Below are 24,187 nucleotides of genomic sequence, written 5' to 3' on the forward strand. Positions count from 1 at the left end.
ATAGGATCCCTATGCAACTAAAAAACAAATGCATTCTACTCACTGGCGCCACTGGCGGCATAGGCAAACATCTGGCACTCATGCTGGCACGCAAAGGCGCCAACATGATTTTAGTCGGGCGCGATAGCAATAAACTTGCGGCATTAAGCCAACAAATTCAAGACAAAGGTGGCAAGGCCAAAACCATTATTGCCGACCTTCAAGCCGCAGGCAGCGTGCAACAAGTGGCCCAACAAGCATTGCAATTATTTGATGGCATAGATGTGCTGATCAACAATGCGGCGATTCTCGATTTTATTCAATTTGAAGACCAAAGCCCTGAGCGCATAGCGCAAATGGTACACACCAACGTCACCGCGCCGATTCAACTAACCAACGCGCTGTTACCGCACTTTAAATCGAACAATCAAGGTCAGCTGGTGATGATAGGCTCGATTTTGGGATCATTGGGCTTTCCGCACTATGCTACTTACTGTGCTACCAAATTTGCAATACACGGCTTTTCACAAGCCTTACGCCGCGAGCTGTGCGATACCAATATTAGCGTTACCTACATTGCCCCGCGTGGGGTCAACACACCGATGAACGATGCAGCAACACTAGCGATGCTGGCTAAAACCGGCGGCAATATTGATGACCCGGAAAAAGTGGCACAAATGATTGTGAAAGCAATTGAACATCAAAAACAGGAAGTATTTATTGGTCAGCCAGAAACGTTCTTCGCCTGGCTCAATGGTGTACTACCCAGCGCTGTTAACCTAGGCCTGAAAAAACAGGCAAGACTGGCGCGTGAGTTTGTGACAAAAAAATAATGCAGGGCTAGATTGCAATGCGCGACGGCAGATTAAAGATAAAGGCTTAAACGTAAAGCACCACAGGAAATACAGTTGCTGCCAATACCAAAATCACCCACTCCATACCCCAGCGCTCCAAATGACCAGTGAAATGAAAAAAGAGCGCTGTAATTGCCACAAGGTAATAACCGATATAGATAGCTAATGCCATAATCTCACCAATACCATTTTAAGTTTGAGTTAAATACGATACGTACAATACAAGTGTACCAAAAAACCTACACAACCACTGCTTTTTAAGCATTGCCCATCAAAAACCAATGGATAGCCGCACTAGCAAGCGTACTGGCAGGCGTAGCGATACACCGCCAGCACCCTTAAATAGTTACGGTAATCTCCCGTCTTACTTTAATCCGCAAGTTACGGCAATTAAACACTTGACTTAAACACTTGGTTTTATAGCAAATTTAGCGTATATTTCGCTAATTGCTAGGGGTCTGTATTTTTACCTAAATACAGTGAGATATACCCTTCGAACCTGATGCGGGTCATGCCGCCGTAGGAAAGCATCTATCCGCTTTCCTACAAATATACTAGTAAGGGCACGCAGTTTTCCTGCTCCTTACGTTTTTGCTAGGAGCCACACTTGAACGCCACCGATAAAAATCTTACCAAGTTTCTTAATGAAACTGCCTCTGTAGATGAGAGCGCAACTACCCCTTTTGCCAAATCACGCAAAGTTTATGTTGAAGGCTCACGCCCAGACATTCGCGTACCATTTCGCGAAATTTCATTAAGCGACACCCCTTCTGCTTTTGGTGCAGAAAAAAACCCACCAGTTGTTGTTTATGACACCTCAGGCCCATACACAGACCCAACCATCAGCATCGATATCCGTAACGGCTTGCCTGCATTGCGCACTGGCTGGATTATGGAACGTGGCGATGTAGAGCAATTAGACGGCCCTACTTCAGAGTTTGGTCACCAACGTTTAGTTGACCCAGAGCTTTCAGAAATGCGTTTTAACCTGCACCGCAAACCATTGCGCGCAAAAGCAGGCCAAAACGTATCGCAAATGCACTACGCACGTAAAGGCATTATCACCCCAGAGATGGAGTTCATTGCCATCCGTGAAAATCAACGCCGTGAAAACATGAGCGAGTTGTTGCAAACACAACACCCTGGCCAAGATTTCGGTGCAAATATCCCTAAAATGATTACACCAGAGTTCGTGCGTGATGAAGTGGCTCGTGGTCGCGCCATCATCCCACTGAACATCAACCACCCAGAAATCGAGCCGATGATTATTGGCCGTAACTTCCTGGTAAAAATCAACGCGAACATCGGTAACTCAGCATTAGGTTCTTCTATCTCTGAAGAAGTTGAAAAAATGGTGTGGAGTACACGTTGGGGTGGCGATACCGTGATGGATTTATCCACAGGTAAAAACATCCATGAAACACGCGAGTGGATCATCCGTAACTCACCAGTGCCTATCGGTACTGTGCCTATCTACCAAGCACTTGAAAAAGTGAACGGCAAAGCTGAAGACCTAACTTGGGAAATCTTCCGCGACACATTGATCGAGCAAGCAGAGCAAGGGGTGGATTACTTCACTATCCATGCGGGTGTACGCTTGGCTTACATCCCAATGACAGCAAAACGTATGACCGGTATCGTGTCACGCGGTGGTTCTATCATGGCGAAATGGTGTTTAGCGCATCATAAAGAGTCATTCCTGTACGAACACTTTGAAGACATCTGCGAAATCATGAAACAGTACGACGTTTCATTCAGCTTAGGTGATGGCTTACGTCCAGGCTCTATCTACGATGCTAACGATGAAGCACAATTTGCAGAATTGAAAACATTGGGTGAATTGACACAAATCGCTTGGAAGCACGACGTACAATGTATGATCGAAGGCCCAGGCCACGTGCCAATGCACCTGATTAAAGAAAACATGGAACTGCAATTAGAGCATTGCGGTGAAGCTCCATTCTATACATTAGGCCCATTAACGACAGATATCGCGCCAGGTTATGACCACATTACTTCAGGTATCGGTGCTGCCATGATCGGCTGGTATGGCTGTGCCATGCTTTGCTACGTAACGCCTAAAGAACACTTAGGTTTACCAGATAAAGAAGACGTACGTGTTGGTATCATCACCTACAAAATCGCAGCACACGCGGCAGACTTAGCAAAAGGCCACCCAGGCGCACAAATCCGTGACAATGCATTATCTAAAGCACGCTTTGAGTTCCGTTGGGAAGACCAGTTCAATCTAGGCCTAGACCCAGAGAAAGCTAAGGAATTCCACGACGAAACATTGCCACAAGAAGGCGCAAAACAAGCGCACTTCTGCTCAATGTGCGGCCCACACTTCTGCTCAATGAAAATCTCACAAGACGTACGTGATTACGCAGCTGAGCAAGGTGTTTCAGAGCAAGAAGCGCTGACCAAAGGCATGCAAGAAAAAGCCATTGAGTTTGTGAAAAAAGGTTCAGAAGTCTACCAAAAGGTCTAAACACCTTTTGCTGGGTTTATTTGTAAGTTTAAATAAACTTCCTAGCTAATAAAAAAGCCAGCATCCTTGCTGGCTTTTTTATTTTTAGCATAGGGTTTAAGTCTTTAATCTTATTTGTCTGCTTTATTTCTGCGCGCATTTCAGCCAACCTGCATTATGCTAAACTTTTGCTATCCTCTTTTATCTTAGATCTGGCTGCGTCGTGAACAATATTGAATCCAGTGTCATTGCTGACTTTAGACAAACGCTGCTTTGGCCTGTCCAACTGATTTCAGAGTCGAACAGCCAAAAAATCCAGCGTCCGTGGGATATTCTTAAAGCTGAAAACTGCCCTTGGCAAGAGATTCAAGATGAATTTTCGTTAGCCAAACAATCGTTAAGTGAAGTGCGTTACCAAGAGTTTGTTACCTTCATGCCGTTTGCGCAGCGCTTTTTATACGGAGAAGGCAAGCATGGGCGCGAATCTGGTGGCTATGGTGAGTCGCCGATTCATATCTTTTCACGTTCTGATGTGAATCAGGTCCGCATTACGCTCAACAATCACGAAGCCCCTATCGTATTAAAAGTAGCGCATATTGAACTGTATTTTTTCTATGATATTGATGTCGCTTTTTTAGCGCTTGAAGTCACCGGAGAAAATATCCAGCTCAATCACGCGATGGAGATTTTGTATCGCTTAGGGCGCACCTACCCTAATTATTGGGAAGAAAATGGCGATGCCGGCCACTGTGCAAAAAGCATTGAGTGGTTAGATAAACAAGGCCATGTGCTTGCATGCTCTGACTACCAAGACAAGACCCGATATTTATCATTTGTAAAAGATAACCACGTACCCTGCGTTTCTTTGCACTGGGAATTTTTGATGCACCCCTTGGTGCAGCATTACTCCAGCCAAGAAGGCGAAATTCGTTATCGAGAAATTGAATATCAACGTATGCCATTAATGGCTTACCTAGCGTTTGAAGACGTTAGCAAGCTCACTCGTGGTGATTTGATACGCTTAGGTTTGGTTACCCAGCCGTGGGATTCCGAAACGCTACCATTTACCGAAGAGTTTTTAAGTAATTTTGAACACAAGCACTGCTACGACCGCTACTGGGATAATAATAAAAGCGACCCATGGAGCACCACTCGCATTATGTGCACAGGGCAAAATTTTATTGTAGTTGGCAGTAAACAGCACCGCGTATATACCAATGAAAGAACTGGCATTAAGCGCAACTATCAAAGCCAATATTTCTTACTGTTTCTAATTGCCCACTTTCAAAAAGCAGCACTGTTGATGCTATCAGACCGCATGGTACAAGCCATTAGTCGTTTAAATATTGAAGATGAGACTTCCATCAAAACCTTTAGACAAAGCATCCGTAATGTGATGGGCGTATTTCTACGTTTTACCCATCGCTATTGGTTTGAAAGCGTATCAGACCAAGCCGTTGCAAAAGATATATTTGCCATGATGCATCAACAATTAAACACGCTAGATTTATTTAAAAAAACGCGTAGCCGCATTATGGATATGGCTGAATATTTAGAAGGCGAAGAAATTAAACGCCAAGCAGATACAGTAGTCAGACTAACAGTTGTCACCATTTTAGGCTTAATCGGCACCATGACCAGTGGCTTGCTAGGCATGAATATTTTTGACTTCTCTCAAACAACTAGCATAGAAAAATTTGCCTATTTTGTAGGCATCTTTGTACCGGTAAGCATCCTCACCTTTTACACGGTCGTTAAATCACGCAGGTTATCCTTATTCTTAGACGCACTTTCTAATGAAAATACCGGCTTACTGTATAAGGTCGCTAAATTGAAAAGCGTCTGGTTTGGTAAAGTAGATAATTAGAGGTCACACTTTACGCTGACGCAAATGGCTACTGCTAATCGCAGATTTGATTAAATGACTTAGATTGCTTTTGGTCATTTTTAAGTAAGTTTCAACCTTGATGTGATCAAAACAGCCCGCTAATCGCTGGCTGTTTTGTTTTAAATTCAATCAATTGTATTCACGCCTAGCCAATAAAAAAGGCGTAAAATAGTAACATTCAAGGAAAAAACTTTTGACTACCCTAAAACTCTCAAAAAAATCTGGTGATGCCCCAAGCAATGTGGCAAGTAAAGCACCTGTACGCCGCTCAAACACGCCTACGCGTGATAGAACAACTGCACCGGTTAGACCACAACGCCCTAGCGCACCAGAGGCAAGCGCGCCGGTGCGTGCCAGAAGTGAATCTAGAGACCAAACTAGAGATCAAGCAAGGCCTGCGCATCAAGATGCGCCACGTCAACGTAACCACCGTCATGATGGCTCCTTGCACACGTCCTCTACACCTAGAGCACTAACACCAGATAGCCGTGCGCCATCACCGCGCCCAATTGATCCGGATGCGCGCAGACCAGATGCTCACAAATTAGACAGCATGCAAACTACCCGCGATAGAGCAGACCGTGAAGGTGCTTACCGCAACCCGCCACGCCGTGGCGGCAAGGTGCGCGATGGTTTTGTAGCCAGTGAGTTTGATAAAACACGTAATAATAAAGAAGCATTTGCCGCCAAAGCCAATGCCAGCCAGCCTGATTTGCCACGCTTATCTAAAGTAATGGCAGAACGTGGCTTATGTTCACGCCGCGAAGCAGATGAGTGGATTGCGAATGGCTGGGTAAAAGTAGATGGTGAGATTATTGAAACACTAGGCTCACGCATCAAACCTGACGCCGAAATCATTATCAGCAGTTACGCTCAGGAATACCAAGCTGAAAACGTGACGATTATTCTGCACAAACCTGTGGGCTATGTGAGCGGCCAGGCAGAAGATGGCTACCAACCTGCGATTGTATTGATACACCCAGATAACCAGTGGGAAGACGATCCAGAGCTACACCACCATCACCCCAAACAGTTCCATCGCGGCATGCTGCAGGGTTTAGCGCCAGCTGGCCGCTTGGATATTGACTCTACAGGGATGTTAGTGCTCACTCAGGACGGCCGCGTTGCGCGCCATTTGATTGGGGAAGACTCTACCGTAGAAAAAGAATACTTGGTGCGTGTGACTGGCGAGCTTAGCGATGCAGACTTAAAACGCTTGAACTACGGCTTGAGTTTAGATGGTGAAAAATTAAAACCAGCCAAAGTAAGCTGGCAAAATGAAGACCAATTACGCTTTGTATTACGTGAAGGCAAAAAACGCCAAATTCGCCGTATGTGCGAAATGGTAGGATTGCACGTAGTAGGCTTAAAACGTATTCGTATCGGCAGTGTGACTTTGGGTAAATTACCCGTTGGCGAATGGCGATATTTACGCAACGATGAGCGCTTTTAATGTAGCATCTGGCTTAATGATTAATTATTGATAGCGAGGTTGTATCATGGGATTATTTGATAGTTTAGCTGGTGCAGTGTTAAGCAACATGGGCGGCGATAAAGGCGCTATGTTGCAAATCGCCATGGATCTATTTAAACAGAACGGTGGCTTGGAAGGCGTAGTGGCCAAATTTAATGAGGCTGGTTTGTCTGAACAAGCTGCATCATGGATTAGCAAAGGCGACAACTTACCAATTTCTGCCGAGCAAGTAATAGAAGTACTAGGGCGTGACAGTATTGCCGGTATTGCCGAAAAACTAACGATGTCACCTAGTGACATCAGCGCAAAAATTGCAGAATACTTACCGCAGGCCATCGACAAAATGACGCCCAATGGTGAAGTAGACAGCAACTCAGGCAACCTGCTGACAGCCGTCATGGGGATGCTTAAATAACAGCACCACAATAGAAACGGCGCTTAGGCGCCGTTTCTATTCAATACTCACATACCTGGCATCACAATGCCCTGCTATGCACATACTAAAATTACTGTACGTTAACCTTTGCCTGTAAGCTCTGTTACTGCTTACCAATCACTTTATTTAATAAAATCAGCATATGGATATCTTGTTACTACTTAAAGCCGCCTTACTGGGCATTGTTGAGGGCGCTACCGAGTTCTTGCCTATCTCCAGCACCGGACATTTAATCTTGGCCGGTGACCTGCTCAATTTCATGAACCATGAAAAACGGAATGTATTTGATATTGCGATACAGCTGGGCGCTATCTTAGCGGTGGTATGGGAGTACCGTACGCGTTTTGTCAGTACATTTGCAGGGATCGGGCGCGACCCCATCGCCAACCGTTTATTCATTAATTTGAGCATTGCGTTCTTGCCACTAGCCATCTTGGGCTTGGCTTTTGGTAGCACCATCAAAACCCATCTGTTTAAACCAGTGCCGGTTGCCCTGGCGTTTATTATTGGTGCGTTTATTATTTTGTGGGCAGAGAGGCGCACACATACCGTGACCATAGAAACCGTGGATGACATTCGTCCCTTAGATGCCTTAAAACTAGGGCTGGCACAAGCAGTAGCGCTGATTCCAGGCATGTCACGCTCTGGCTCCACCATTATCGGCGGCCTATTTTTTGGTTTATCACGCAAAGCGGCCGCGGAATTTTCATTTTTCCTCGCTGTCCCAACGCTAGGGATTGCCTCTATTTACTCGATGTACAAAGATCGTGCCCTGCTCAGTATGGATGACATGGGCGCATGGGCAATGGGGTTTATATTTTCTTTCATTAGTGCCATGATTGCGGTTAGAGCGCTTATTCGCTACGTCAGCAACCATGACTTTACGATTTTTGCATGGTATCGCCTTGCATTTGGCGGAATCGTACTGCTAACCGCGTATACAGGCTTAGTCGACTGGACTGTACACTGAAGTAATAACAACAATATGAACGTGCATATACTGGTAATGACAACAGACGCATTATCAATATAGCTAACAAAGGTGACATCATGAAAAAATTATTGAAATACGGTCTCTACGGTGCAGCTGGCGTGGTTGCCTTGCTGGTTCTGGCCGTTGCCATCATCTCTGCAACATTTAACCCGAATGATTACAAGCCGCTCATCATTAAGCTAGTGCAAGAAAAGAAACAGCGCACCCTGAATATTGAGGGCGATATCAAACTCGCTTTCTGGCCTAAAATTGGGGCAGATTTAGGCAAACTTTCAATTTCTGAACACAACTCCGAGCAAACTTTTGCCTCGATTCAAGGTGCAAAAGTAGCACTAGCTCTGTTACCTTTGCTTAAAAAAGAGCTGGTGGTAGATACCGTCTACATTGATGGTGCGCAGGCTAACATCATTAAATATAAAGATGGCACTAATAACTTTGATGACCTACTCAGCAAGGATGAAGAAGAGTCCGAGCAAATTAAATTTGATGTGGATGGCGTTAAAGTCACCAACTCTGCCATCAACTATACCGACGAAGGCACGGGTGCAAAATATGCACTCTCTAAGTTCAATTTAACTTCTGGCCACATCGCATTAGCTGAGCCGATTGATCTGGCCACTGACTTTAGCGCAACGGCAAATCAACCGGCATTGGCGGCTAATGTAAAACTTAAGGGGACTTTCCTTGCAGATCCTGAGGCCAAACACTTTGCCGCAAAAAACCTAGACGCCAGCATTAAAGGCGATGTGCTGGGCGGTAAAGATGTAGCAATCACCTTAAGCGGTGATGTTGATGCCAAGCCGGAAACGCGTGAATTCTTAGTCGATAGCTTGAAATTAGCCTTAGCCGGTCAATTTGACGGTGCCAAAGTCACCTTGGATTTAAACGCACCCGCACTGGTTGCGCAAAAGGATGAAGTCACCAGCAAAAAAATCACCGTGAGCTTAAGCCAAGAAAAAGCGAGCGACAACTTTAAAGCAAACTTAATCCTGGCTGATATTAAAGGTTCGCCTAAAGCACTACAAAGCAGCGGCATTAGTGGTGACATCACTGGTACACAAGGTAAGCGCAGCATCAACGGCAAGTTTTCATCTCCGTTCCAAGGCAATCTGGAAAGCCTGATTTTTGACTTACCAAAATTTGCCGGCAATATCGACATTAAAGACCCTGCCATCCCTAATGGCAGTGCCAAAGTGAGTTTTGATTTAAGTTTGCACGCAGATGCTAAGCAAGAACAAGTGCATAGCAAATTCTTAATGAATGTAGATAACACCAAGCTTAACGGTAACGTAGCGCTCGCTAACTTTAAAAAACCCAATATTCAGTTTAATTTAACTGCGGATGCTTTAGACTTAAACAAGCTATTAGGCCCAAGCAAGCCTAAAAAAGCTGAGCCAGCCAGCCAAAAACCTGCTGATATGTCGGCATTGGCTAATTTACTCTTAGACGGCAAAATCAATATTGGACAAATCAGTTACGACAAATATCGCTTATCTGGCCTCAATGTTAATGTGAAAGCCGATGGGCAAAAGCTGGCACTATCCGGCTTAAATGTGAAGTTTGACGAGAGCCAGATTAAAGGGAGCTTGGGCATCAGCCAATTTCACAAACCGCTTTATACGTTTGATCTTGATATTGACCAGCTGAATCTTGATAAATATATCATTGCAAGTGACAAGCCAGTAGAAACCAAAGCCAACACTGGCGATGCTCCGCTGGATTTAAGCGCACTGAAAGCACTGAATGCCAATGGCTCTATCCGTATTGGCAATTTAAGATACGGCAAAACCAAGGCTTCAAACGTGCGTGTAGACTTAAAAGCCGCTGATGGCGTTGCCACTATTGCCCCACTGTCTGCAAATTTGTATCAAGGCAGTATGAATGGCTCACTTAGGGTAGACGCACGCAGCACCCCCAGCATCGCCTTCAAGCAAGACATGAAAGGCATTGCCATTGGCCCTTTGCTAGTAGATGCGATCAATAATGATATGTTAGACGGCAAAGGCACGCTCAGCGTTGACGTAACCGCAGCAGGCAATACTGTAGGTGCCATGAAAAAAGCGCTGAATGGCACATCCTCACTGCAACTGGCCGATGGTGCAATCAAGGGCATCGACATTGCCGGCACTATTCGCAATGCCAAATCTAAAATCAATATTTTCAAAGACAAAAACAGCATTGGTGCTGACCAAACACAGAAAACTGACTTTAGTGAACTCACCGCGTCATTTAACATTAAAAATGGGGTCGCCCACAACGAGGACCTTGCCATGAAGGCTCCTATTTTGCGCTTAGCCAAAGGTGATAGCCGTGGCGATGTAGATATTGCTAACGAAACCATTAACTACTTAGCTAAACCGACGATTGTTAAATCCCTTAAAGGCCAGGGCGGCGCAGAGCTTGATTCGCTTGCTGGTGTATCCATCCCCGTTAAGGTGACTGGTACTTTTTCTGCGCCTAAATATGGCATTGATTTTGCCGCACTGGGCACCGCTATTGCGAAATCCAATTTAATCGACAAAGTGGGTGGCGATAAAGCTGGTGCCGTGAAAGCACTGGTGGGCGATGGTAACAAAGTAGATGCATTAAAAGGCCTGCTCGATAAAAACAAACCTGCAGATAGTGCTACTGCACCGGCAGACGGCAGCACCACAGAGCAGCCAAAATCAGCTGAAGAGTTAGCGAAAGAAAAAGCAGAGCAAAAACTTAAAAAACTGTTCAAATTTTAAGCAACTTGCATACAGTTACACCCTCTTTCATTTTTATTAAGTAGCTTGATTCATGACTGACTTTGCCAGCCGCCTGATTTCTTGGCAAAAAATACACGGTCGACACGACCTACCTTGGCAAAACACTACAGACCCCTATGCCATCTGGGTATCTGAAATCATGCTACAGCAAACCCAAGTATCGGCGGTAATTGGTTACTACGGCAAATTCATGGCCCGCTTTCCAACCATTTCCGACTTAGCCAATGCCACACAAGATGAAGTATTGCAGCATTGGAGCGGCCTTGGTTACTACTCTAGAGCACGTAACCTGCACCATGCCGCACAAACTATTGTGGACGAACATGCTGGGCAGTTCCCACAAGACTTCAACACCATACAAACACTCTCCGGCATTGGCCGCTCCACCGCAGCGGCCATCGCCTCGTTTGCCTTTCATCAGGTGCAAACCATTTTGGATGGCAATGTAAAACGGGTGCTGGCAAGGCACTTTGCCATTAGCGGCTGGACCAGCGCACCCAAAATTGAAAAGGCACTATGGCAGCTAGCTGAGAGCCTATTACCTCAGTCTGACATGGTAGCCTACACCCAAGGCCTGATGGACTTGGGTGCAACCGTATGCACCAGAAGCAAGCCTAAATGTGCGGTATGTCCTTTAAATGAAAGCTGTTTAGCGCGCCAACAAAACCTCACCTCAGTATTACCTACCCCCAAGCCCAAAAAAAGCATCCCTGAGAAGAACACCACCATGCTCATCTTGCAGCAAGGCAATGAGGTGATGCTGGTCAAGCGCCCACCCTCAGGCATATGGGGTGGCTTATGGAGCTTTCCGGAATCGGACGATACAGAGAATCAGGATTACGCCGCGACCGTGCTCAAGCAATTTGGCATCAACGCAACGGTAGATGCACCATTAGCCCCCATCAGCCACGTTTTTACTCATTTTAAGTTGCATATTAAGCCTCAGCCCCTTACCGTTAGCCAGCACGCACTACAAGCGCGCGAAGCAACGGCAATCTGGCTGACGATCGAAGATGCACTTGGTGCCGCAATACCCACTCCGGTACGTAATATTCTCTTAAAACTAGCTCACGACCGCTCTTAACCATACACTTCTTGCCCTATGTCCAAGCAAGGCGTAGGATTAAAGCTATCATTACCATCAATTAAATTGAATCTAACGTTCAGATGGCGGTCAGACCTCTCTCAAACAACAACACATAAGGAGAAACATAAATGAACAACAACAATTTACCTTCACCAGTAGATGTTTCTAAAGAACAATTGATTGCCGACTTCAAAGTAGTCATCGCTGATGCAGAAGCCTTACTAAAAGCAACCGCTAGTCAGGGCGGCGAAGCAATGGCAAATTTACGTGCAAAAACTGAAGAATCACTTGCTGTTGCCAAAGAAAAATTAGCCGATGCACAAGAAGTTTTAGTGGCAAAAACCAAAGCCGCAGCACGCGCAACCGATGACTATGTGCACGACAAACCTTGGCATGCAGTTGGCATCGCAGCGGGCGTTGGCTTAGTGGTTGGTTTACTTATTGGCCGCCGTTAATTGCAATGAGTGATAGCAATAACAATGACGGGCTATTAGGCTCGCTGAAAAGGCTTACCAACACCTGTATTGGGATTGTACACACGCGCCTTGAACTCCTAAGTACAGACTTAGAAGAAGGACGCGAGCGTCTAATCTCATTACTGGCGATGACCTTTGTTGCCCTGTTTTGCCTGTGCTTCGGTATGGTGTTGTTGGCAATCCTGATTGTGGTTTTATTCTGGGATACGCATCGTTTGCTGGTGTTAAGCCTGCTCACCGGACTATTTATTTTCACTGGCGGCGTCATTGGTGCGCTAGCGATTCGCGCGCTCAAATCCATGCCTAGGATGTTCGAAGCCAGCTTAGCTGAGCTGGTGAAAGATCATCAAGAAACCAGCAGAGACTAGGAGCGATTTGTGAGTCCGAAACGCGCAACCATCGCCGAGCGCCGCGAAAAACTAATCCTTAAAGCGGCATCGCAACGTGCCTTACTCGCACAAGATATCGCCCCTTTAGGCAAACCGTTAACCATTGCTTACCGAGGCTTTCAACTTGTACGTTACGTACGGCAACACCCTATTTTGATGCTTGGGGTCACCACCGCAATTAGCGTTATTCGCCCTAGCCGTGTGCTCAAGTGGTTAAAAACCGGTTTTTCTGCACTCAATCTGGCACGCAGTGTCAGTGATATCTTAATCAGGAAATAAAAAAAGCGGCTTATAGCCGCTTTTTTGTTCACCTACAATTCTGATGTTTAAGCCTAGTACAGCTTAACCATCAATGTAGATGAGATAACTTAATCAGCTATCTTATTTTTGATCCCAAGAATCTTCCCACATGCAGTGTTTGATTTTGTGACGGTTAGCAATTAATTCGTCAATGCTAGGCTCGTCGTTCAATGCACGTTTGATCGCCAATTTAGTCGCATCGTAGTTGTTTTTGTACATATCAGCTTTGTCTAAAGTGCCTGCCTTTTCTAGCTCGATACAACCTGGGTCAATCCACACTAAGCTGATGATACATAGATCATTTGCTTGCTCTTTAGGGATGATGCCTTCAATTACACAGTCCAAAATCGCATCAGCTGTTGCCGCTTGTACCACACCGCCGAACAAGGCTACATCTGTGCTGCCTTTCAATGTTACTTTTGGTACGGTCATACATACTGGACGCACCAATTGGTTGATATCACGTACCGCAAACATTGCAGTGTGGCCTTTGCTTTGTGCCATCAAGTTTGCAAACGCTTGGCCTACTGGGCCGTCAACCGCGCCGATTAAGATTTCTGGCATTGCTGCGGTAACGTCTTTACCTTCTGAGTAAACAGTAGCTTCGCCTGCTTTGAAAATGATTTTTGACATGAGAAATCCTTGAGAAAATAAAACGATGGAAAATACGAATAAAATCAGTTATGAATAAAATTAATGATGCTACTCTATAAAGTAGGATTTTATAGAATAGCCCTGCTTTAAGCAATTTACATGCAAATAAAGCATCCCTAGCATGTATAAACCCTCCACAGTGGGCCGTGTACCGCATCAGCGCACTAATCTGGTGCGCCAAATTAGTGCATAGTGTAATATCATTAAAAACATACTTAGGTTCACAAGCTTGGATAAACTTAAAAACTGGCTGAAAGGCTTTGTCCCAGAACGCATTGCTGTTAATCATACTGAGCGCCTGCGCGCTGGTATTGGCGCTTTTGTCGGCATTTTATTAACTGGCCTAGTGACCGTTCTAATAGAGGGTGATACCAGCACTATCCCCTATCTCATTGCCCCGATGGGCGCTTCCGCCGTACTGTTATTCGCAGTGCCTTCAAGCCCGCTGGCACAGCCGTGGTCGATTATTGGCGGCAATACCACAGCAGCCCTCATTGGTGTGACTTGCGCTATGTGGATCCCACACCCAGCTGCTGCCGCTGCGATAGCCGTTAGTCTTTCCATTGTCGCCATGTTTGCGTTAAGGTGCATACACCCGCCCAGCGGCGCGGTGGCACTCACAGCCGTACTGGGCGGTGCTACCATCCATGCACAGGGTTATTGGTTTGTGTTGGCACCGGTCGCGCTTAACTCGTTGATACTTTTGCTGGTCGCCATTATCTTTAACAATGCAACACGCCGCCCTTATCCACACCTTGCAGTAAAAGCATCTCAGCAATTAGCTAAGGATATTCCCGCTGAAATGCGCTTTGGCTTTAATACTGAAGATTTAAATGCAGTGCTCAAAGAATACAACCAAGTGCTCGACGTAAGCCGTGATGACTTGCAAACCTTGTTACAACAAACCGAAATGCACGCTTATCGACGACGCTTTGGTGAGATTGTTTGTGCAGACATTATGTCTAAAAATGTGGTGAGCGTCGTATTCGGCACCTTGCTGGAAGACGCCTGGCTACTCATGCGACAGCACGAAATTAAAGCGCTGCCAGTGATTGATCGAGCACGGCGTGTGGTTGGTATCATCACGCAGGCTAACTTTATGCAGCATGCCAATTTAGAGGTATATGAAGGCTTTGAAACCAAACTTAAAAGCTTTATCCGCAGAACGCATACCTTGTCATCACACAAGCCTGAAGTAGTCGGCCAAATCATGACATCGCCAGCGGTCACCGCATCAGCCAATATGCATATTATTGAATTGATTCCACTCATGTCGCAAACCAAGGTCCACCATCATATTCCCGTGGTTGATGATGAGCGCCGCTTGGTGGGCATGGTGACACAGTCTGATTTGGTGTCTGCGCTCTATCACGGGCGCGTAGCTAACTTAAAAACGCTGGGCTTATCCTCTTAGTCTTAAGATGTACTGCACACATCCATCTCGGTATAGGTGACTACTCGGTTACGCCCGCTCTCTTTAGCACAATAGAGCGCTTTATCCGCGGCCGCTACTAAATCGCTAAACTCTAAACCAATCAAACTAGAGTCTGCTACGCCGATACTCACTGTAATGTTAAGCCGCTCTTTACCCACGGTTAACGTAAACTCAGCAAAAGCCAAACGCAAACGCTCCGCCAAATCTAATGCCTCATTTTCGTTTGTAGAGGTAAGCAACATGCAGAACTCTTCACCGCCATAGCGGGCAAAGTAATCCTCAGCCCGGATAGATTTTTGTGCGATATCCGCTACCGCACACAACACTTTATCCCCAACCGGGTGGCCATAACGATCATTAATAGATTTAAAGAAATCTATATCAATCATCATAATCGCCAAGGTCTCACCAGTACGCATGCAACGTGCCCTCAGACGCACAGCTTCCTCTTCAATCCGTCGGCGATTGAGCACGCCAGTAAGCGCATCACGCGACGCCATTTGGTAAACGTCAGCAATCAGACGATGATTAAGCATCAACAACAAACCAAAAGCCACACTAAATTCAAGTAGACTCGCAATCACAAATGGCAGAGTATTAATTGAGGTATTTACATGCAAGCCTATTTCAGCATCTGGAGATAGTAGCAGCACTACTGCTCGCGTTAACATTAATAAAGCTAAAGCTACGAATGAAGCACCGGTAAACCAGTACGCAAGTTTTTGTGAAGCCTCTACCTTAACTAGCAGCACGCGAGCGCACACAGTGTAAACACTAAAAAACAAGAGGGAATTAACAATCGCACGCATGCGTGTATCAGGATTAATCACACTAAACCAAGTAGCTTGGCATATAGTAATGACAATAAATAAGATCAGTATGCTCCATGAAACCGCTTGCTTTTTGAACGCTAGAATCCCAGTCAATTGTAAGCAGGTGCCCAATGCAAATAGAGTTAAACCAATCACCGCGGCCCATTCATGCCCTGGCGTTGTTTGCCCATAAAAATAGGCAAGGCTAAACCCTAGGCTCATGCACAGACTAGCTATCGCCCATTGCCTAACGCCACGTATATTACCTACCCGCAAACCTGCCAATTCAAACAAGCAGAAAAACATAAACGCCAGCATGGAAAACATCACCATGACAGTACGTGCATCTAAGCCCATGTAAACTCCTAATAACTATCAGTATTATCTATTAATTACGGATATTTAAGAAATTTATCGCAAACTTAATTAGCTAAATAATTACGTAAAATCATGATGCTGCATTCATTAAAGTACATACGCCTAGGCTGCAACTGTTGGGTATGATACTAATCATACAAGCACAGCATCAATCTTGATGTTAATAACTAACCGGAGAATTATTATGTGGACAACACCAGCAGCAACAGAAATGCGTTTTGGCTTTGAAGTGACTATGTACGTAATGAACAAGTAATACAACTTAGCCAGCGACGTCTCGCGAAATAAATAGCCTGCTCAGTAATGTGCAGGCTTTTTTAATAGCTAAAATTATCTACCCTTTAAACCAGTGATGGCTCTATGCGCTGCATATCCCTGTGCAAAATACCCGCATCCATATACGCCTCGCTACACACCTTAAAGCCAAACTTCTCATAAAAGGCAATCGCATGCACTTGTGCTGACAGGGTAATGACAGGCAATGCTCGTTGCTGATAATAAGCTATCGCCGCTTTGAGTAAGGCAGCACCTACTCCTGAGCCTCGCCAGGGCTTTAATACCGCCATACGGCCTATACTACCACCCCCTAACAATCTGGCGCAGCCTATGGCCTCTCCTGCTGCGTTGAACGCTAATAAATGTTGCGCTGCTTCATCTAAACCATCCCACTCCAGTCCTGCCGGCACTTTCTGCTCAACGATAAACACCGCTTCCCGCACCGCGATTAGTTGTGGCGCGCGCGTTTGCCAGCTTACTTGCTCTATATTGAAATGATCTTGCAATGTTAACCCCTTGCGAGCGTTGGCAGTAACAGGCATTATGCAGCCTTGGTCTTTAATTAATGATTAAGGTGTTATATGCAAAAATACTTAGCAACTGCAGCACGCGTTTTATTATCACAATTATTCCTGGTTCAAGTTGTGGTGCTGATTATTGGTTTTACTAATAATCCTGACGGATATCAGCAATATCAAGCTAGTTTAGGTAGCATGGGCTTGCCTGGCATTTTTGCCCCGCTCATTATTTTAGTGAACTGTATTGGTGGCTTAGCTTTATTACTAGGCTACAAAACCAAAGCCTTTGCGTTAGTCATGGCATTTTATATCGTGGGCTTAACCCTATTACTGAAATTGCCACTATTGCAATACTTGGCCATTGCCGGCGGTTTGTTGCTATTACACGCAAACCCAAATACAGCATGCAGCTTAGACAACTGCAAGAAAAATGCTTAACCGGCATTTAGCTTAAATCGGCAACACTCAAGCGGCTTCATTAGCCGCTTTTTTATTCCCACTCCAACACTGGGTATATCGTATTGACATTGCGTCGATTGGCAATTTCAAACAGCTGCCACTTATTGCGCTCACTCTCGGCCGCAGTATCCATGGTTTTTTCCATACTGATATTGCGCTTAATGTTAGTGCGTACATCGCTCAATAGTACGGTTAAATAACGCTCGGCATCGGTTAAAGCTGCTAACCAATCCTTGGTCACTGGACCATGTCCTGGTACCACCTGTTTTGCCGGGCTGCTCTTCAACTTAATAATTTCTGCGATTAAGCCTTTAATATCACCCTCCACCACTGGTGTACGCGTGATAAATAACAAATCGCCAGCAAACAAGGTACCGGTTTTGCTATCCAGTAAACTAATATCGGTATTGGTGTGGGCTGGGGGGTGTGCAGTGACTACCAGTAGCCGATCACCCAAATCAAGCTCTAACGTGCTGGTGACCGCCAATGTTGGCTTTACCAAATCACTGCCTTTAGCATCCTCGTGCAACAAGCGCTCATTCAGTTTGGTGTACTGCTCGCTTCTCAAATCCATGGCATGGCCTAATTTCTCATGGCCTACAAACTCAGGCTTGGGTTCATTCGCAGTTTTAGGCAAAAATGCTGCATTACCGTAAATATGGTCTGGATGTACATGCGTGTTAATCACATACAACACTGGTAGCTTAGTGACTTTACGAATCGCCGCATGTAGTTGCTCCCCCACCTTCAGGCTACCGCCACTATCTATCACGGCTACGCCCTTGCTACCGACAATAAAACCAATATTACAGATATCCCCTTGGTAGCCTGTATCAATATCTAAATGTTGTCCATGATGCACATAAACACCTTCAGCCACCGTCTCTAGCGCAAAGTTTTCATGCTGTATTTGCGCATGTGTACAGCCCATTATTGAAAATAGGCTCATGGTTATCATTAAAATTCTCATAAATGATTCCTTGCGTTAAAGTTAGTGATTAAAATGACTGCGTTTATGCAATCATTTGTGATGACTATAGTCACAATTGAACGTCAACTGAAGTGTTACTTAGGATATTACTATGAATCAAGATTCTTCACGCTATACAAAACCCGCTGTTATTCTGCATTGGTTGATTGCACTGGTGGTTATTGCCATGTTTGCACTGGGTTGGTACATGACAGAGCTGCCCAAAGAAGCTGCCAAACAAACTGCTTTCGATTTGTTCGACTTAGGTGTTTACACCTGGCATCTTGCGGAAGAAGTCAGCCCAAGAAACTTTTACTTTAACCTGCACAAATCTATCGGCGTTACTTTATTAGCACTGATTGGTCTGCGTGTACTATGGCGCATTACACACCGCCCGCCGGCGATGCTTGCTTCATATAAAGCATGGGAAAAGAAACTAGCCACAGGTACGCATCACCTGCTGTATTTATTAATGGTGGCAATGCCAGTGAGCGGCTTAATCATGGCCATGAGCGGCAAGTACGGGGTAAAGTGGTTTGGTATTGATATCATTGCAGGTTTAGATAACAGCACGCTGCGTGACATTTTCAAAGAAGCGCATGAAATTATCGGCGCCATCTTTCTGATTGCCATCATCCTGCATATTTTAGGCGCATTAAAACATAAATGGATTGATAAAGACGGCACGATGAAACGCATGTCTTTTTAATTACATACATCAAACAATAAAAAAGCCCGCTCAATGCGGGCTTTTTTATTGCAGTCACGTTAGTGCTCATCAGGCTTTCTGGTAGCAATCAAGCTCAGTAGCATGCTGGTACCCAATACCGCCACTACTACCCCCAATGACACCGCCACAGGGACTTTAAACCATTCCACTATCAGCATTTTTGTGCCGATAAAAATCAATACCAGCGCCAAACCAAACTTGAGCAAGTGGAAGCGCTCTGCCATATCTGCCAGCAAGAAATACAAAGCGCGCAAACCTAATATCGCAAAAATATTGGAGGTAAACACGATGAAGGGGTCATCGGTAATCGCAAATATCGCTGGGATACTATCCATCGCAAAAATCACATCTGAGAACTCAATCAGCACCAATACCAAGAACATGGGCGTAAACCAGCGCACACCGTTCTGCGTAATCCAAAACTTATCCGCATGAAACTTATCGGTAATACGCATATGTTGGCGCAACCACTTTAATAATGGATTCGTTGCTAAGTTAGGCTCATGGTCAGCAAACACAAACATCTTGATACCGGTAATCAATAAAAAGGCGCCAAACACATAAAGCACCCAGTGAAACTCAGCAATCAACCAAGCCCCGACCAATATCATTAGCGCGCGTAAGATAATCGCTCCTAGCACTCCATACACCAATATGCGCTTTTGATACTCCAGCGGCACAGCAAAGTAGCTGAATATCATCACAAACACAAAGATGTTATCCATAGCCAAGGTCTTTTCAAGCAGGTAACCCGTCACGTACTCCATGGCTCTGGCATCCGCAATTGCTCTGCCACTGGTATGGTCTAACCAGGCCCATAGGGCAGCGCCAAATAGCATGGCTAAGCTAAACCATACTAACGACCAAATAAGTGCCTCACGCGCCCCTACCTTGTGTGCGCCTTTGCGCCCTAATGCAAACATATCTATAGCCAGCATCACAATCACAAATATGCCAAACCCTGCCCACATCCACCAAGCACCTACCGACCCTAATTCACTCACGCGTGCCTCTCATTTCATACATCTCTATTAATTAATCGGCATTGCTTGCAATCACGCTACCGAACATAAATAAGGCCGAGAAATACCGTTTATATCTCTCAGCCTTGGTTTACTACAGCGGCCACCTTGCTAACGGTAGCCACTTTTACTTATTGTGCTTCACGCAATGCGGCAATACGCTCATCCAAACCTGGGTGGCTAGCAAATAGTTTTGATAACCCACCTTTGCCTGAGATACCAAAAGCAGCCATTTGCTCTGGCAATGCTGAAGGTTCATGCTGTGCCTGCAAACGTTGCAGCGCTGCAATTATCTTGTTTTTACTTGATAATTTAGCCGCACCAGCATCCGCCCTGAATTCACGTTGACGTGAAAACCACATCACAATCATAGACGCCAAAATACCTAATACAAACTGCGCAATCATCATGGTGATAAAAAATGCAGGGCCGGTACCGCGTTCAGTTTTAAACACTACCTTATCCACAACATAGCCAATCACGCGTGATAAGAACATCACAAACGTATTCACCACACCTTGAATCAGGGTCAATGTGACCATGTCACCATTGGCAATGTGTGATACCTCATGTGCCAGCACCGCTTCAGCTTCGTCTCGCGTCATGGCATTTAATAAGCCACTTGATACTGCCACCAAAGAACTGTTTTTAGTCATGCCGGTTGCAAATGCATTCACCTCTGGTGTATCAAAAATAGCCACTTCTGGCATTTTAATCCCCACGGCATCGGCCTGTTGACGCACTGTTTTCACCAGCCAGATCTCTGTTGGTGTGCGCGGCTCTTCAATCACTACCGCACCAGACATACGTTTTGCTGTCCATTTAGAAATCGCTAGCGAGATAAATGCACCGCCAAAACCCATAATGGCTGAAAAAACTAACAAGCTACTCAGATTCAAGCCGTTCGCATTTAAATATGGCTCTACCCCCAAAATACGCATGGTGATAGAAAGCACAAACACAATGGCTAGGTTGGTTGCTAGAAAATATAAAATACGTTTCATATGGTCTCCTTCGGTTGAATCAACGCTTTGTGAAATCAAGCATGATTATCATGCTGCTACTTTAGTCTGTTTCTATATTCAATAAAAGCAGAATATTTCTGATTGATTATTCGGTTTTTACGAGCTATTGTTCACCCATATGATTAATTACAAACAATTCCATTACTTTTGGGCGGTAGCAAAAGCTGGCAGCATTGTGAAAGCCAGCAGACAGTTACATTTAACGCCACAAACCATCAGCGGGCAAATTGCAATTCTTGAAGCCTCACTCGGTGTTTCACTATTCAGAAAAGTTGGGCGCGGCATCGAACTTACCGAAACTGGAGAGTTGGCACTCACTTACGCTGACGACATATTTCAAACCGGTAATGCACTAGAAGAAACACTGCGCGCAGGCTCCAAAGAACGTTCACGATTATTTAGAGTGGGTATTTCCGATGCTGTTCCCAAATCCATTGCCTATCGATTACTAGCGCCTGCAATGTCATTAGCAGAACCGATTAAAATTATTTGTCGTGAAGGTAAGCTAGAGTCTTTACTCGGTGAGCTTGCCATCCATCGTCTGGATTTGGTGTTATCAGACCGCCCTATGCCTAGTGAAATTGATATTAAAGGCCGTAGCCAGCAACTATTGGAATGCGGCGTGAGCTTCTTTGCAGTTTCTGGCCTTGTACAATCGTCTGCGCTAGTGTTTCCACAACATCTAAGTAACACACCGTTACTGGTACCAGGCGAGGACAGCGCTGTACGTAAACGCCTGATGTCATGGCTCAACACATTGCGTATGCAGCCACAAATTGTGGGAGAGTTTGATGATAGCGCGCTTATGCGTGCCTTTGGTCAGGCAGGCGTTGGAATATTCTGTGCGCCATCCATCATTGCAGATGAAGTGATTGCGCAACACAATGTGATTAAAATTGGCGAGACCGATCAAGTGACCGAACGATTCTACGCCATTTCTGTAGAACGTCGCGCCAATCACCCTGCGGTCGTCGCTGTTAACATGACATCATCAAAGATAAGCTAAAAAACCACCTCTATTGAAGAACTTATTATTTTTGCGTGGCTCATATCTAGCAATATTTTTTAAGATTAATAAGAGTTAGCCATGTGTAATCTAATATTTCGTCGCTTAGCTTTTACCGCAATGTGCTGTCTTTCATTAAATAATGCCTACGCCTGCCTAGACAATAAATCTATAGCGCAATTAAAGGCGAATGAGGAACTGTACTTAGCCTCACGTAATGTAGCCACCATGACAGATGCTATTGAGGACAAACTGTTATCTGTTGATGTCGAACAAGCAAAATCAGAGGTAAAACAAGCCGAGGATGCATGTAATGTAACGATTACTTATACAGTATCCAGTGCAGATATTGATGAGGCTAACCAGTTATTGAGTGCTAACCCAGCAAAACGCATTATGCTAGCTGGTCAAGGCTATGAACTGCCAAGCCAAACTAGATTAATTGCTACCGTTGGCGTCAAGCCAGATACTTTATCAATTCAACACAAGGATATATTACAAAGCGCTGCACTAGGCAAAAATCGCGCTTCCGTGGAACTGCTGTATGCAACACTTGCACAAACCAGAGCAACGATAAGCCCTCAAAGTATAAATACTGAACGCTGGCCAGCGAGCTTGTTAGATCAAGAAATAAGTTTATGCGAAAGCCAATATACTAGCGAAAGCAACGTGAATGGCTGCACTTGTAAAACCGATGCGATTAGTAAAAAAGTCAGTCCGCGCCAATTAAAATACATCAAATATCTAGCAAATGACCCTTATTCCTCCGCCACCGGCGCACTTTCCAGCTATAAAGAATTGTCAGACCAAGTGAATTTTGAGTGCAAATTAAAAAAACGTTAACTATTATTAATACTATAGCTAGATAATGGTTTCATCCTCTACTGTTCTGTATCTGTCAGGTTAACTCCATTTTCCTGACACCATGCTATCAAAGCATCATCCGAAGCTTGTGCCTCAAACGCATACCACTTCTCAAGCAAGCCTTGATATTGCAGCATATCTTTAAACCGCCTGTAGGCGCCTCGCTTGCGAAATAAACTAGCTACAAAGTTGTACTCATGTGGTAACTCTTGATCAATAAAAGACAAAGCGAAGCTCTGACCTAGCTTTAACTCGTTTTTATGCGGGACCTCTATGTAGTTTGATGAGGTTTCAAGGTCGTCTGGCACCTCTTCCTCCAGCGTCAATACGCTAGATGTCCAGTAAATTTCGCCCGTATCTTTATTGATATAGGCATGATGCTGCGCTGGCGAACCTGAGCTCACGAATTCAAACGCATTTCTAACCTCTGTAAAGCTCACACTAAGCATTAATTATTCAACCTATTGATTCATCGATATTTTATTCATCATATTCGCTAGCTACACCGCTCTTTTTGGCTTCTAATATTCTAGGTAAATTAATTTCTATCCAATCTACCAGCAGCTCTAACTGTTTTGCCAGCTCTTCACCTAGTGGTGTTAACGAATATTCAACATGCGGCGGCACTACTGGATAAGATACGCGCAAGATAAAACCATCCTGCTCTAATGTTTGCAGGGTTTGCGCCAACATTTTTTCACTTACGCCACTTAATTTTCTGCGTAAATCACTAAATCGGTGCATACCTTGCAATAGCGCCACTAACACCAGTCCACCCCACCGATTTGTCACATGCTTAAGTATTTCACGTGATGGGCATTTCTCTGAAAAAACCTCACCACGCAGCATGCGCTCAGCTAATGTAATTGCTTGTTGTGTTGTCATAATACTTACCTTTTTGTACGTACTTACTAATAGTAAGTATATAGATTATTATGCAT

26 protein-coding genes and 1 riboswitch are annotated in these 24,187 nt (G+C 44.9%); of the genes, 17 read left to right on the plus strand and 9 right to left on the minus strand.

Annotation, left to right across the window (positions count from 1 at the left end):
• Positions 1 to 11: 11 nt before the first annotated feature.
• Positions 12 to 812 carry an SDR family oxidoreductase gene (locus tag C3Y98_RS04115; protein ID WP_135276844.1) on the plus strand — a complete coding sequence of 267 codons (801 nt, stop codon included), beginning with the start codon at positions 12 to 14 and terminating at the stop codon, positions 810 to 812.
• A gap of 46 nt (positions 813 to 858) precedes the next feature.
• Here the strand turns inward: C3Y98_RS04115 and C3Y98_RS12740 are convergent, their stop codons facing one another.
• Complete coding sequence (locus C3Y98_RS12740) at positions 859 to 1,005, minus strand: hypothetical protein (protein WP_012777404.1); 147 nt, start codon at positions 1,003 to 1,005, stop codon at positions 859 to 861.
• Between the two features lie 270 nt (positions 1,006 to 1,275).
• Positions 1,276 to 1,376: riboswitch (TPP riboswitch) on the plus strand.
• Positions 1,377 to 1,440: 64 nt separating this feature from the next.
• On the opposite strand from C3Y98_RS12740, the gene thiC reads away from it, so the two are divergent.
• The 10 genes from thiC to C3Y98_RS04165 all read left to right on the plus strand — a co-directional run bounded on the left by thiC (position 1,441) and on the right by C3Y98_RS04165 (position 13,076).
• Positions 1,441 to 3,324, plus strand: a complete 1,884-nt coding sequence (gene thiC, locus C3Y98_RS04120; RefSeq protein ID WP_019896733.1) for a phosphomethylpyrimidine synthase ThiC — start codon at positions 1,441 to 1,443, stop codon at positions 3,322 to 3,324.
• A gap of 202 nt (positions 3,325 to 3,526) precedes the next feature.
• Positions 3,527 to 5,170: a hypothetical protein gene (locus C3Y98_RS04125; protein ID WP_209308737.1), complete on the plus strand. Its 1,644-nt coding sequence runs from the start codon at positions 3,527 to 3,529 to the stop codon at positions 5,168 to 5,170.
• A gap of 214 nt (positions 5,171 to 5,384) precedes the next feature.
• Positions 5,385 to 6,644, plus strand: a complete 1,260-nt coding sequence (locus C3Y98_RS04130) for a pseudouridine synthase (protein ID WP_135276846.1) — start codon at positions 5,385 to 5,387, stop codon at positions 6,642 to 6,644.
• 46 nt (positions 6,645 to 6,690) lie between these two features.
• Positions 6,691 to 7,080 (plus strand): YidB family protein, encoded by a 390-nt coding sequence (locus C3Y98_RS04135; protein ID WP_135276847.1) that lies wholly within the window; start codon positions 6,691 to 6,693, stop codon positions 7,078 to 7,080.
• A 163-nt stretch (positions 7,081 to 7,243) separates the two neighbouring features.
• The gene (locus tag C3Y98_RS04140; RefSeq protein ID WP_135276848.1) at positions 7,244 to 8,071 is read left to right on the plus strand and encodes an undecaprenyl-diphosphate phosphatase; all 828 of its coding nucleotides are present in this window, start codon (positions 7,244 to 7,246) and stop codon (positions 8,069 to 8,071) included.
• 80 nt (positions 8,072 to 8,151) lie between these two features.
• Entirely contained in the window at positions 8,152 to 10,824 is a 2,673-nt protein-coding gene (locus C3Y98_RS04145; protein ID WP_135276849.1) for an AsmA family protein, read from the plus strand.
• A gap of 52 nt (positions 10,825 to 10,876) precedes the next feature.
• Positions 10,877 to 11,929: an A/G-specific adenine glycosylase gene (mutY, locus tag C3Y98_RS04150; RefSeq protein WP_135276850.1), complete on the plus strand. Its 1,053-nt coding sequence runs from the start codon at positions 10,877 to 10,879 to the stop codon at positions 11,927 to 11,929.
• A gap of 131 nt (positions 11,930 to 12,060) precedes the next feature.
• A complete protein-coding gene (locus C3Y98_RS04155) occupies positions 12,061 to 12,387 on the plus strand; it encodes an ElaB/YgaM/YqjD family protein (RefSeq protein WP_135276851.1) in 327 nt (108 codons plus the stop codon).
• A 5-nt stretch (positions 12,388 to 12,392) separates the two neighbouring features.
• Positions 12,393 to 12,776 (plus strand): phage holin family protein, encoded by a 384-nt coding sequence (locus tag C3Y98_RS04160; RefSeq protein WP_135276852.1) that lies wholly within the window; start codon positions 12,393 to 12,395, stop codon positions 12,774 to 12,776.
• A 9-nt stretch (positions 12,777 to 12,785) separates the two neighbouring features.
• A complete protein-coding gene (locus C3Y98_RS04165; protein WP_135276853.1) occupies positions 12,786 to 13,076 on the plus strand; it encodes a YqjK-like family protein in 291 nt (96 codons plus the stop codon).
• 102 nt (positions 13,077 to 13,178) lie between these two features.
• Here the strand turns inward: C3Y98_RS04165 and fae are convergent, their stop codons facing one another.
• The gene (gene fae / locus C3Y98_RS04170; RefSeq protein WP_019896743.1) at positions 13,179 to 13,730 is read right to left on the minus strand and encodes a formaldehyde-activating enzyme; all 552 of its coding nucleotides are present in this window, start codon (positions 13,728 to 13,730) and stop codon (positions 13,179 to 13,181) included.
• A 250-nt stretch (positions 13,731 to 13,980) separates the two neighbouring features.
• Between fae and C3Y98_RS04175 the strand changes: the two genes are divergently transcribed.
• The gene (locus C3Y98_RS04175; RefSeq protein WP_209308738.1) at positions 13,981 to 15,165 is read left to right on the plus strand and encodes an HPP family protein; all 1,185 of its coding nucleotides are present in this window, start codon (positions 13,981 to 13,983) and stop codon (positions 15,163 to 15,165) included.
• A gap of 2 nt (positions 15,166 to 15,167) precedes the next feature.
• Here C3Y98_RS04175 and C3Y98_RS04180 read toward each other — a convergent pair whose 3' ends face one another.
• Positions 15,168 to 16,355: a GGDEF domain-containing protein gene (locus C3Y98_RS04180; protein WP_135276855.1), complete on the minus strand. Its 1,188-nt coding sequence runs from the start codon at positions 16,353 to 16,355 to the stop codon at positions 15,168 to 15,170.
• A gap of 205 nt (positions 16,356 to 16,560) precedes the next feature.
• Here C3Y98_RS04180 and pqqA point away from each other — a divergent pair, with 205 nt between their 5' ends.
• Positions 16,561 to 16,632 (plus strand): pyrroloquinoline quinone precursor peptide PqqA, encoded by a 72-nt coding sequence (gene pqqA / locus C3Y98_RS04185; RefSeq protein ID WP_012777389.1) that lies wholly within the window; start codon positions 16,561 to 16,563, stop codon positions 16,630 to 16,632.
• A gap of 85 nt (positions 16,633 to 16,717) precedes the next feature.
• Here pqqA and C3Y98_RS04190 read toward each other — a convergent pair whose 3' ends face one another.
• Entirely contained in the window at positions 16,718 to 17,194 is a 477-nt protein-coding gene (locus C3Y98_RS04190; protein WP_135276856.1) for a GNAT family N-acetyltransferase, read from the minus strand.
• A gap of 39 nt (positions 17,195 to 17,233) precedes the next feature.
• On the opposite strand from C3Y98_RS04190, the gene C3Y98_RS04195 reads away from it, so the two are divergent.
• Positions 17,234 to 17,608, plus strand: coding sequence for a DoxX family protein (locus C3Y98_RS04195; protein WP_135276857.1), 375 nt, complete (start codon positions 17,234 to 17,236; stop codon positions 17,606 to 17,608).
• A gap of 52 nt (positions 17,609 to 17,660) precedes the next feature.
• On the opposite strand, the gene C3Y98_RS04200 is transcribed toward C3Y98_RS04195, so the two are convergent.
• Complete coding sequence (locus C3Y98_RS04200) at positions 17,661 to 18,599, minus strand: quinoprotein relay system zinc metallohydrolase 2 (protein ID WP_135276858.1); 939 nt, start codon at positions 18,597 to 18,599, stop codon at positions 17,661 to 17,663.
• A 112-nt stretch (positions 18,600 to 18,711) separates the two neighbouring features.
• Here C3Y98_RS04200 and C3Y98_RS04205 point away from each other — a divergent pair, with 112 nt between their 5' ends.
• Entirely contained in the window at positions 18,712 to 19,308 is a 597-nt protein-coding gene (locus C3Y98_RS04205; RefSeq protein ID WP_135276859.1) for a cytochrome b, read from the plus strand.
• Between the two features lie 59 nt (positions 19,309 to 19,367).
• Here the strand turns inward: C3Y98_RS04205 and C3Y98_RS04210 are convergent, their stop codons facing one another.
• On the minus strand, positions 19,368 to 20,333 hold the full coding sequence (locus C3Y98_RS04210; protein ID WP_135276860.1) for a TerC family protein: 966 nt from the start codon (positions 20,331 to 20,333) through the stop codon (positions 19,368 to 19,370).
• Between the two features lie 149 nt (positions 20,334 to 20,482).
• The gene (htpX, locus tag C3Y98_RS04215; RefSeq protein ID WP_135276861.1) at positions 20,483 to 21,355 is read right to left on the minus strand and encodes a protease HtpX; all 873 of its coding nucleotides are present in this window, start codon (positions 21,353 to 21,355) and stop codon (positions 20,483 to 20,485) included.
• 139 nt (positions 21,356 to 21,494) lie between these two features.
• Here htpX and nhaR point away from each other — a divergent pair, with 139 nt between their 5' ends.
• Positions 21,495 to 22,382: a transcriptional activator NhaR gene (gene nhaR / locus C3Y98_RS04220; RefSeq protein ID WP_135276862.1), complete on the plus strand. Its 888-nt coding sequence runs from the start codon at positions 21,495 to 21,497 to the stop codon at positions 22,380 to 22,382.
• Between the two features lie 81 nt (positions 22,383 to 22,463).
• Positions 22,464 to 23,225 (plus strand): hypothetical protein, encoded by a 762-nt coding sequence (locus C3Y98_RS04225; RefSeq protein WP_135276863.1) that lies wholly within the window; start codon positions 22,464 to 22,466, stop codon positions 23,223 to 23,225.
• A 38-nt stretch (positions 23,226 to 23,263) separates the two neighbouring features.
• Here the strand turns inward: C3Y98_RS04225 and C3Y98_RS04230 are convergent, their stop codons facing one another.
• Positions 23,264 to 23,695 (minus strand): UPF0158 family protein, encoded by a 432-nt coding sequence (locus C3Y98_RS04230; RefSeq protein WP_135276864.1) that lies wholly within the window; start codon positions 23,693 to 23,695, stop codon positions 23,264 to 23,266.
• A 31-nt stretch (positions 23,696 to 23,726) separates the two neighbouring features.
• Positions 23,727 to 24,131, minus strand: a complete 405-nt coding sequence (locus C3Y98_RS04235; protein WP_135276865.1) for a winged helix-turn-helix transcriptional regulator — start codon at positions 24,129 to 24,131, stop codon at positions 23,727 to 23,729.
• Between the last annotated feature and the right edge of the window lie 56 nt (positions 24,132 to 24,187).

Origin of the sequence: Methylotenera oryzisoli, from assembly GCF_004661485.1 — a bacterium.
GTDB lineage: Bacteria > Pseudomonadota > Gammaproteobacteria > Burkholderiales > Methylophilaceae > Methylotenera > Methylotenera oryzisoli.

What these genes read in the sequence shown, in the direction of transcription:
- C3Y98_RS04115 (WP_135276844.1), top strand. Translation starts at nt 12, where the DNA reads ATGCAACTAAAAAACAAATGCATTCTACTCACTGGCGCCACTGGCGGC.
- C3Y98_RS12740 (WP_012777404.1), bottom strand. Translation starts at nt 1,005, where the DNA reads ATGGCATTAGCTATCTATATCGGTTATTACCTTGTGGCAATTACAGCG.
- C3Y98_RS04135 (WP_135276847.1), top strand. Translation starts at nt 6,691, where the DNA reads ATGGGATTATTTGATAGTTTAGCTGGTGCAGTGTTAAGCAACATGGGC.
- C3Y98_RS04140 (WP_135276848.1), top strand. Translation starts at nt 7,244, where the DNA reads ATGGATATCTTGTTACTACTTAAAGCCGCCTTACTGGGCATTGTTGAG.
- C3Y98_RS04145 (WP_135276849.1), top strand. Translation starts at nt 8,152, where the DNA reads ATGAAAAAATTATTGAAATACGGTCTCTACGGTGCAGCTGGCGTGGTT.
- mutY (WP_135276850.1), top strand. Translation starts at nt 10,877, where the DNA reads ATGACTGACTTTGCCAGCCGCCTGATTTCTTGGCAAAAAATACACGGT.
- C3Y98_RS04155 (WP_135276851.1), top strand. Translation starts at nt 12,061, where the DNA reads ATGAACAACAACAATTTACCTTCACCAGTAGATGTTTCTAAAGAACAA.
- C3Y98_RS04160 (WP_135276852.1), top strand. Translation starts at nt 12,393, where the DNA reads ATGAGTGATAGCAATAACAATGACGGGCTATTAGGCTCGCTGAAAAGG.
- fae (WP_019896743.1), bottom strand. Translation starts at nt 13,730, where the DNA reads ATGTCAAAAATCATTTTCAAAGCAGGCGAAGCTACTGTTTACTCAGAA.
- C3Y98_RS04180 (WP_135276855.1), bottom strand. Translation starts at nt 16,355, where the DNA reads ATGGGCTTAGATGCACGTACTGTCATGGTGATGTTTTCCATGCTGGCG.
- C3Y98_RS04190 (WP_135276856.1), bottom strand. Translation starts at nt 17,194, where the DNA reads ATGCCTGTTACTGCCAACGCTCGCAAGGGGTTAACATTGCAAGATCAT.
- C3Y98_RS04195 (WP_135276857.1), top strand. Translation starts at nt 17,234, where the DNA reads ATGCAAAAATACTTAGCAACTGCAGCACGCGTTTTATTATCACAATTA.
- C3Y98_RS04200 (WP_135276858.1), bottom strand. Translation starts at nt 18,599, where the DNA reads ATGAGAATTTTAATGATAACCATGAGCCTATTTTCAATAATGGGCTGT.
- C3Y98_RS04205 (WP_135276859.1), top strand. Translation starts at nt 18,712, where the DNA reads ATGAATCAAGATTCTTCACGCTATACAAAACCCGCTGTTATTCTGCAT.
- htpX (WP_135276861.1), bottom strand. Translation starts at nt 21,355, where the DNA reads ATGAAACGTATTTTATATTTTCTAGCAACCAACCTAGCCATTGTGTTT.
- nhaR (WP_135276862.1), top strand. Translation starts at nt 21,495, where the DNA reads ATGATTAATTACAAACAATTCCATTACTTTTGGGCGGTAGCAAAAGCT.
- C3Y98_RS04225 (WP_135276863.1), top strand. Translation starts at nt 22,464, where the DNA reads ATGTGTAATCTAATATTTCGTCGCTTAGCTTTTACCGCAATGTGCTGT.
- C3Y98_RS04230 (WP_135276864.1), bottom strand. Translation starts at nt 23,695, where the DNA reads ATGCTTAGTGTGAGCTTTACAGAGGTTAGAAATGCGTTTGAATTCGTG.
- C3Y98_RS04235 (WP_135276865.1), bottom strand. Translation starts at nt 24,131, where the DNA reads ATGACAACACAACAAGCAATTACATTAGCTGAGCGCATGCTGCGTGGT.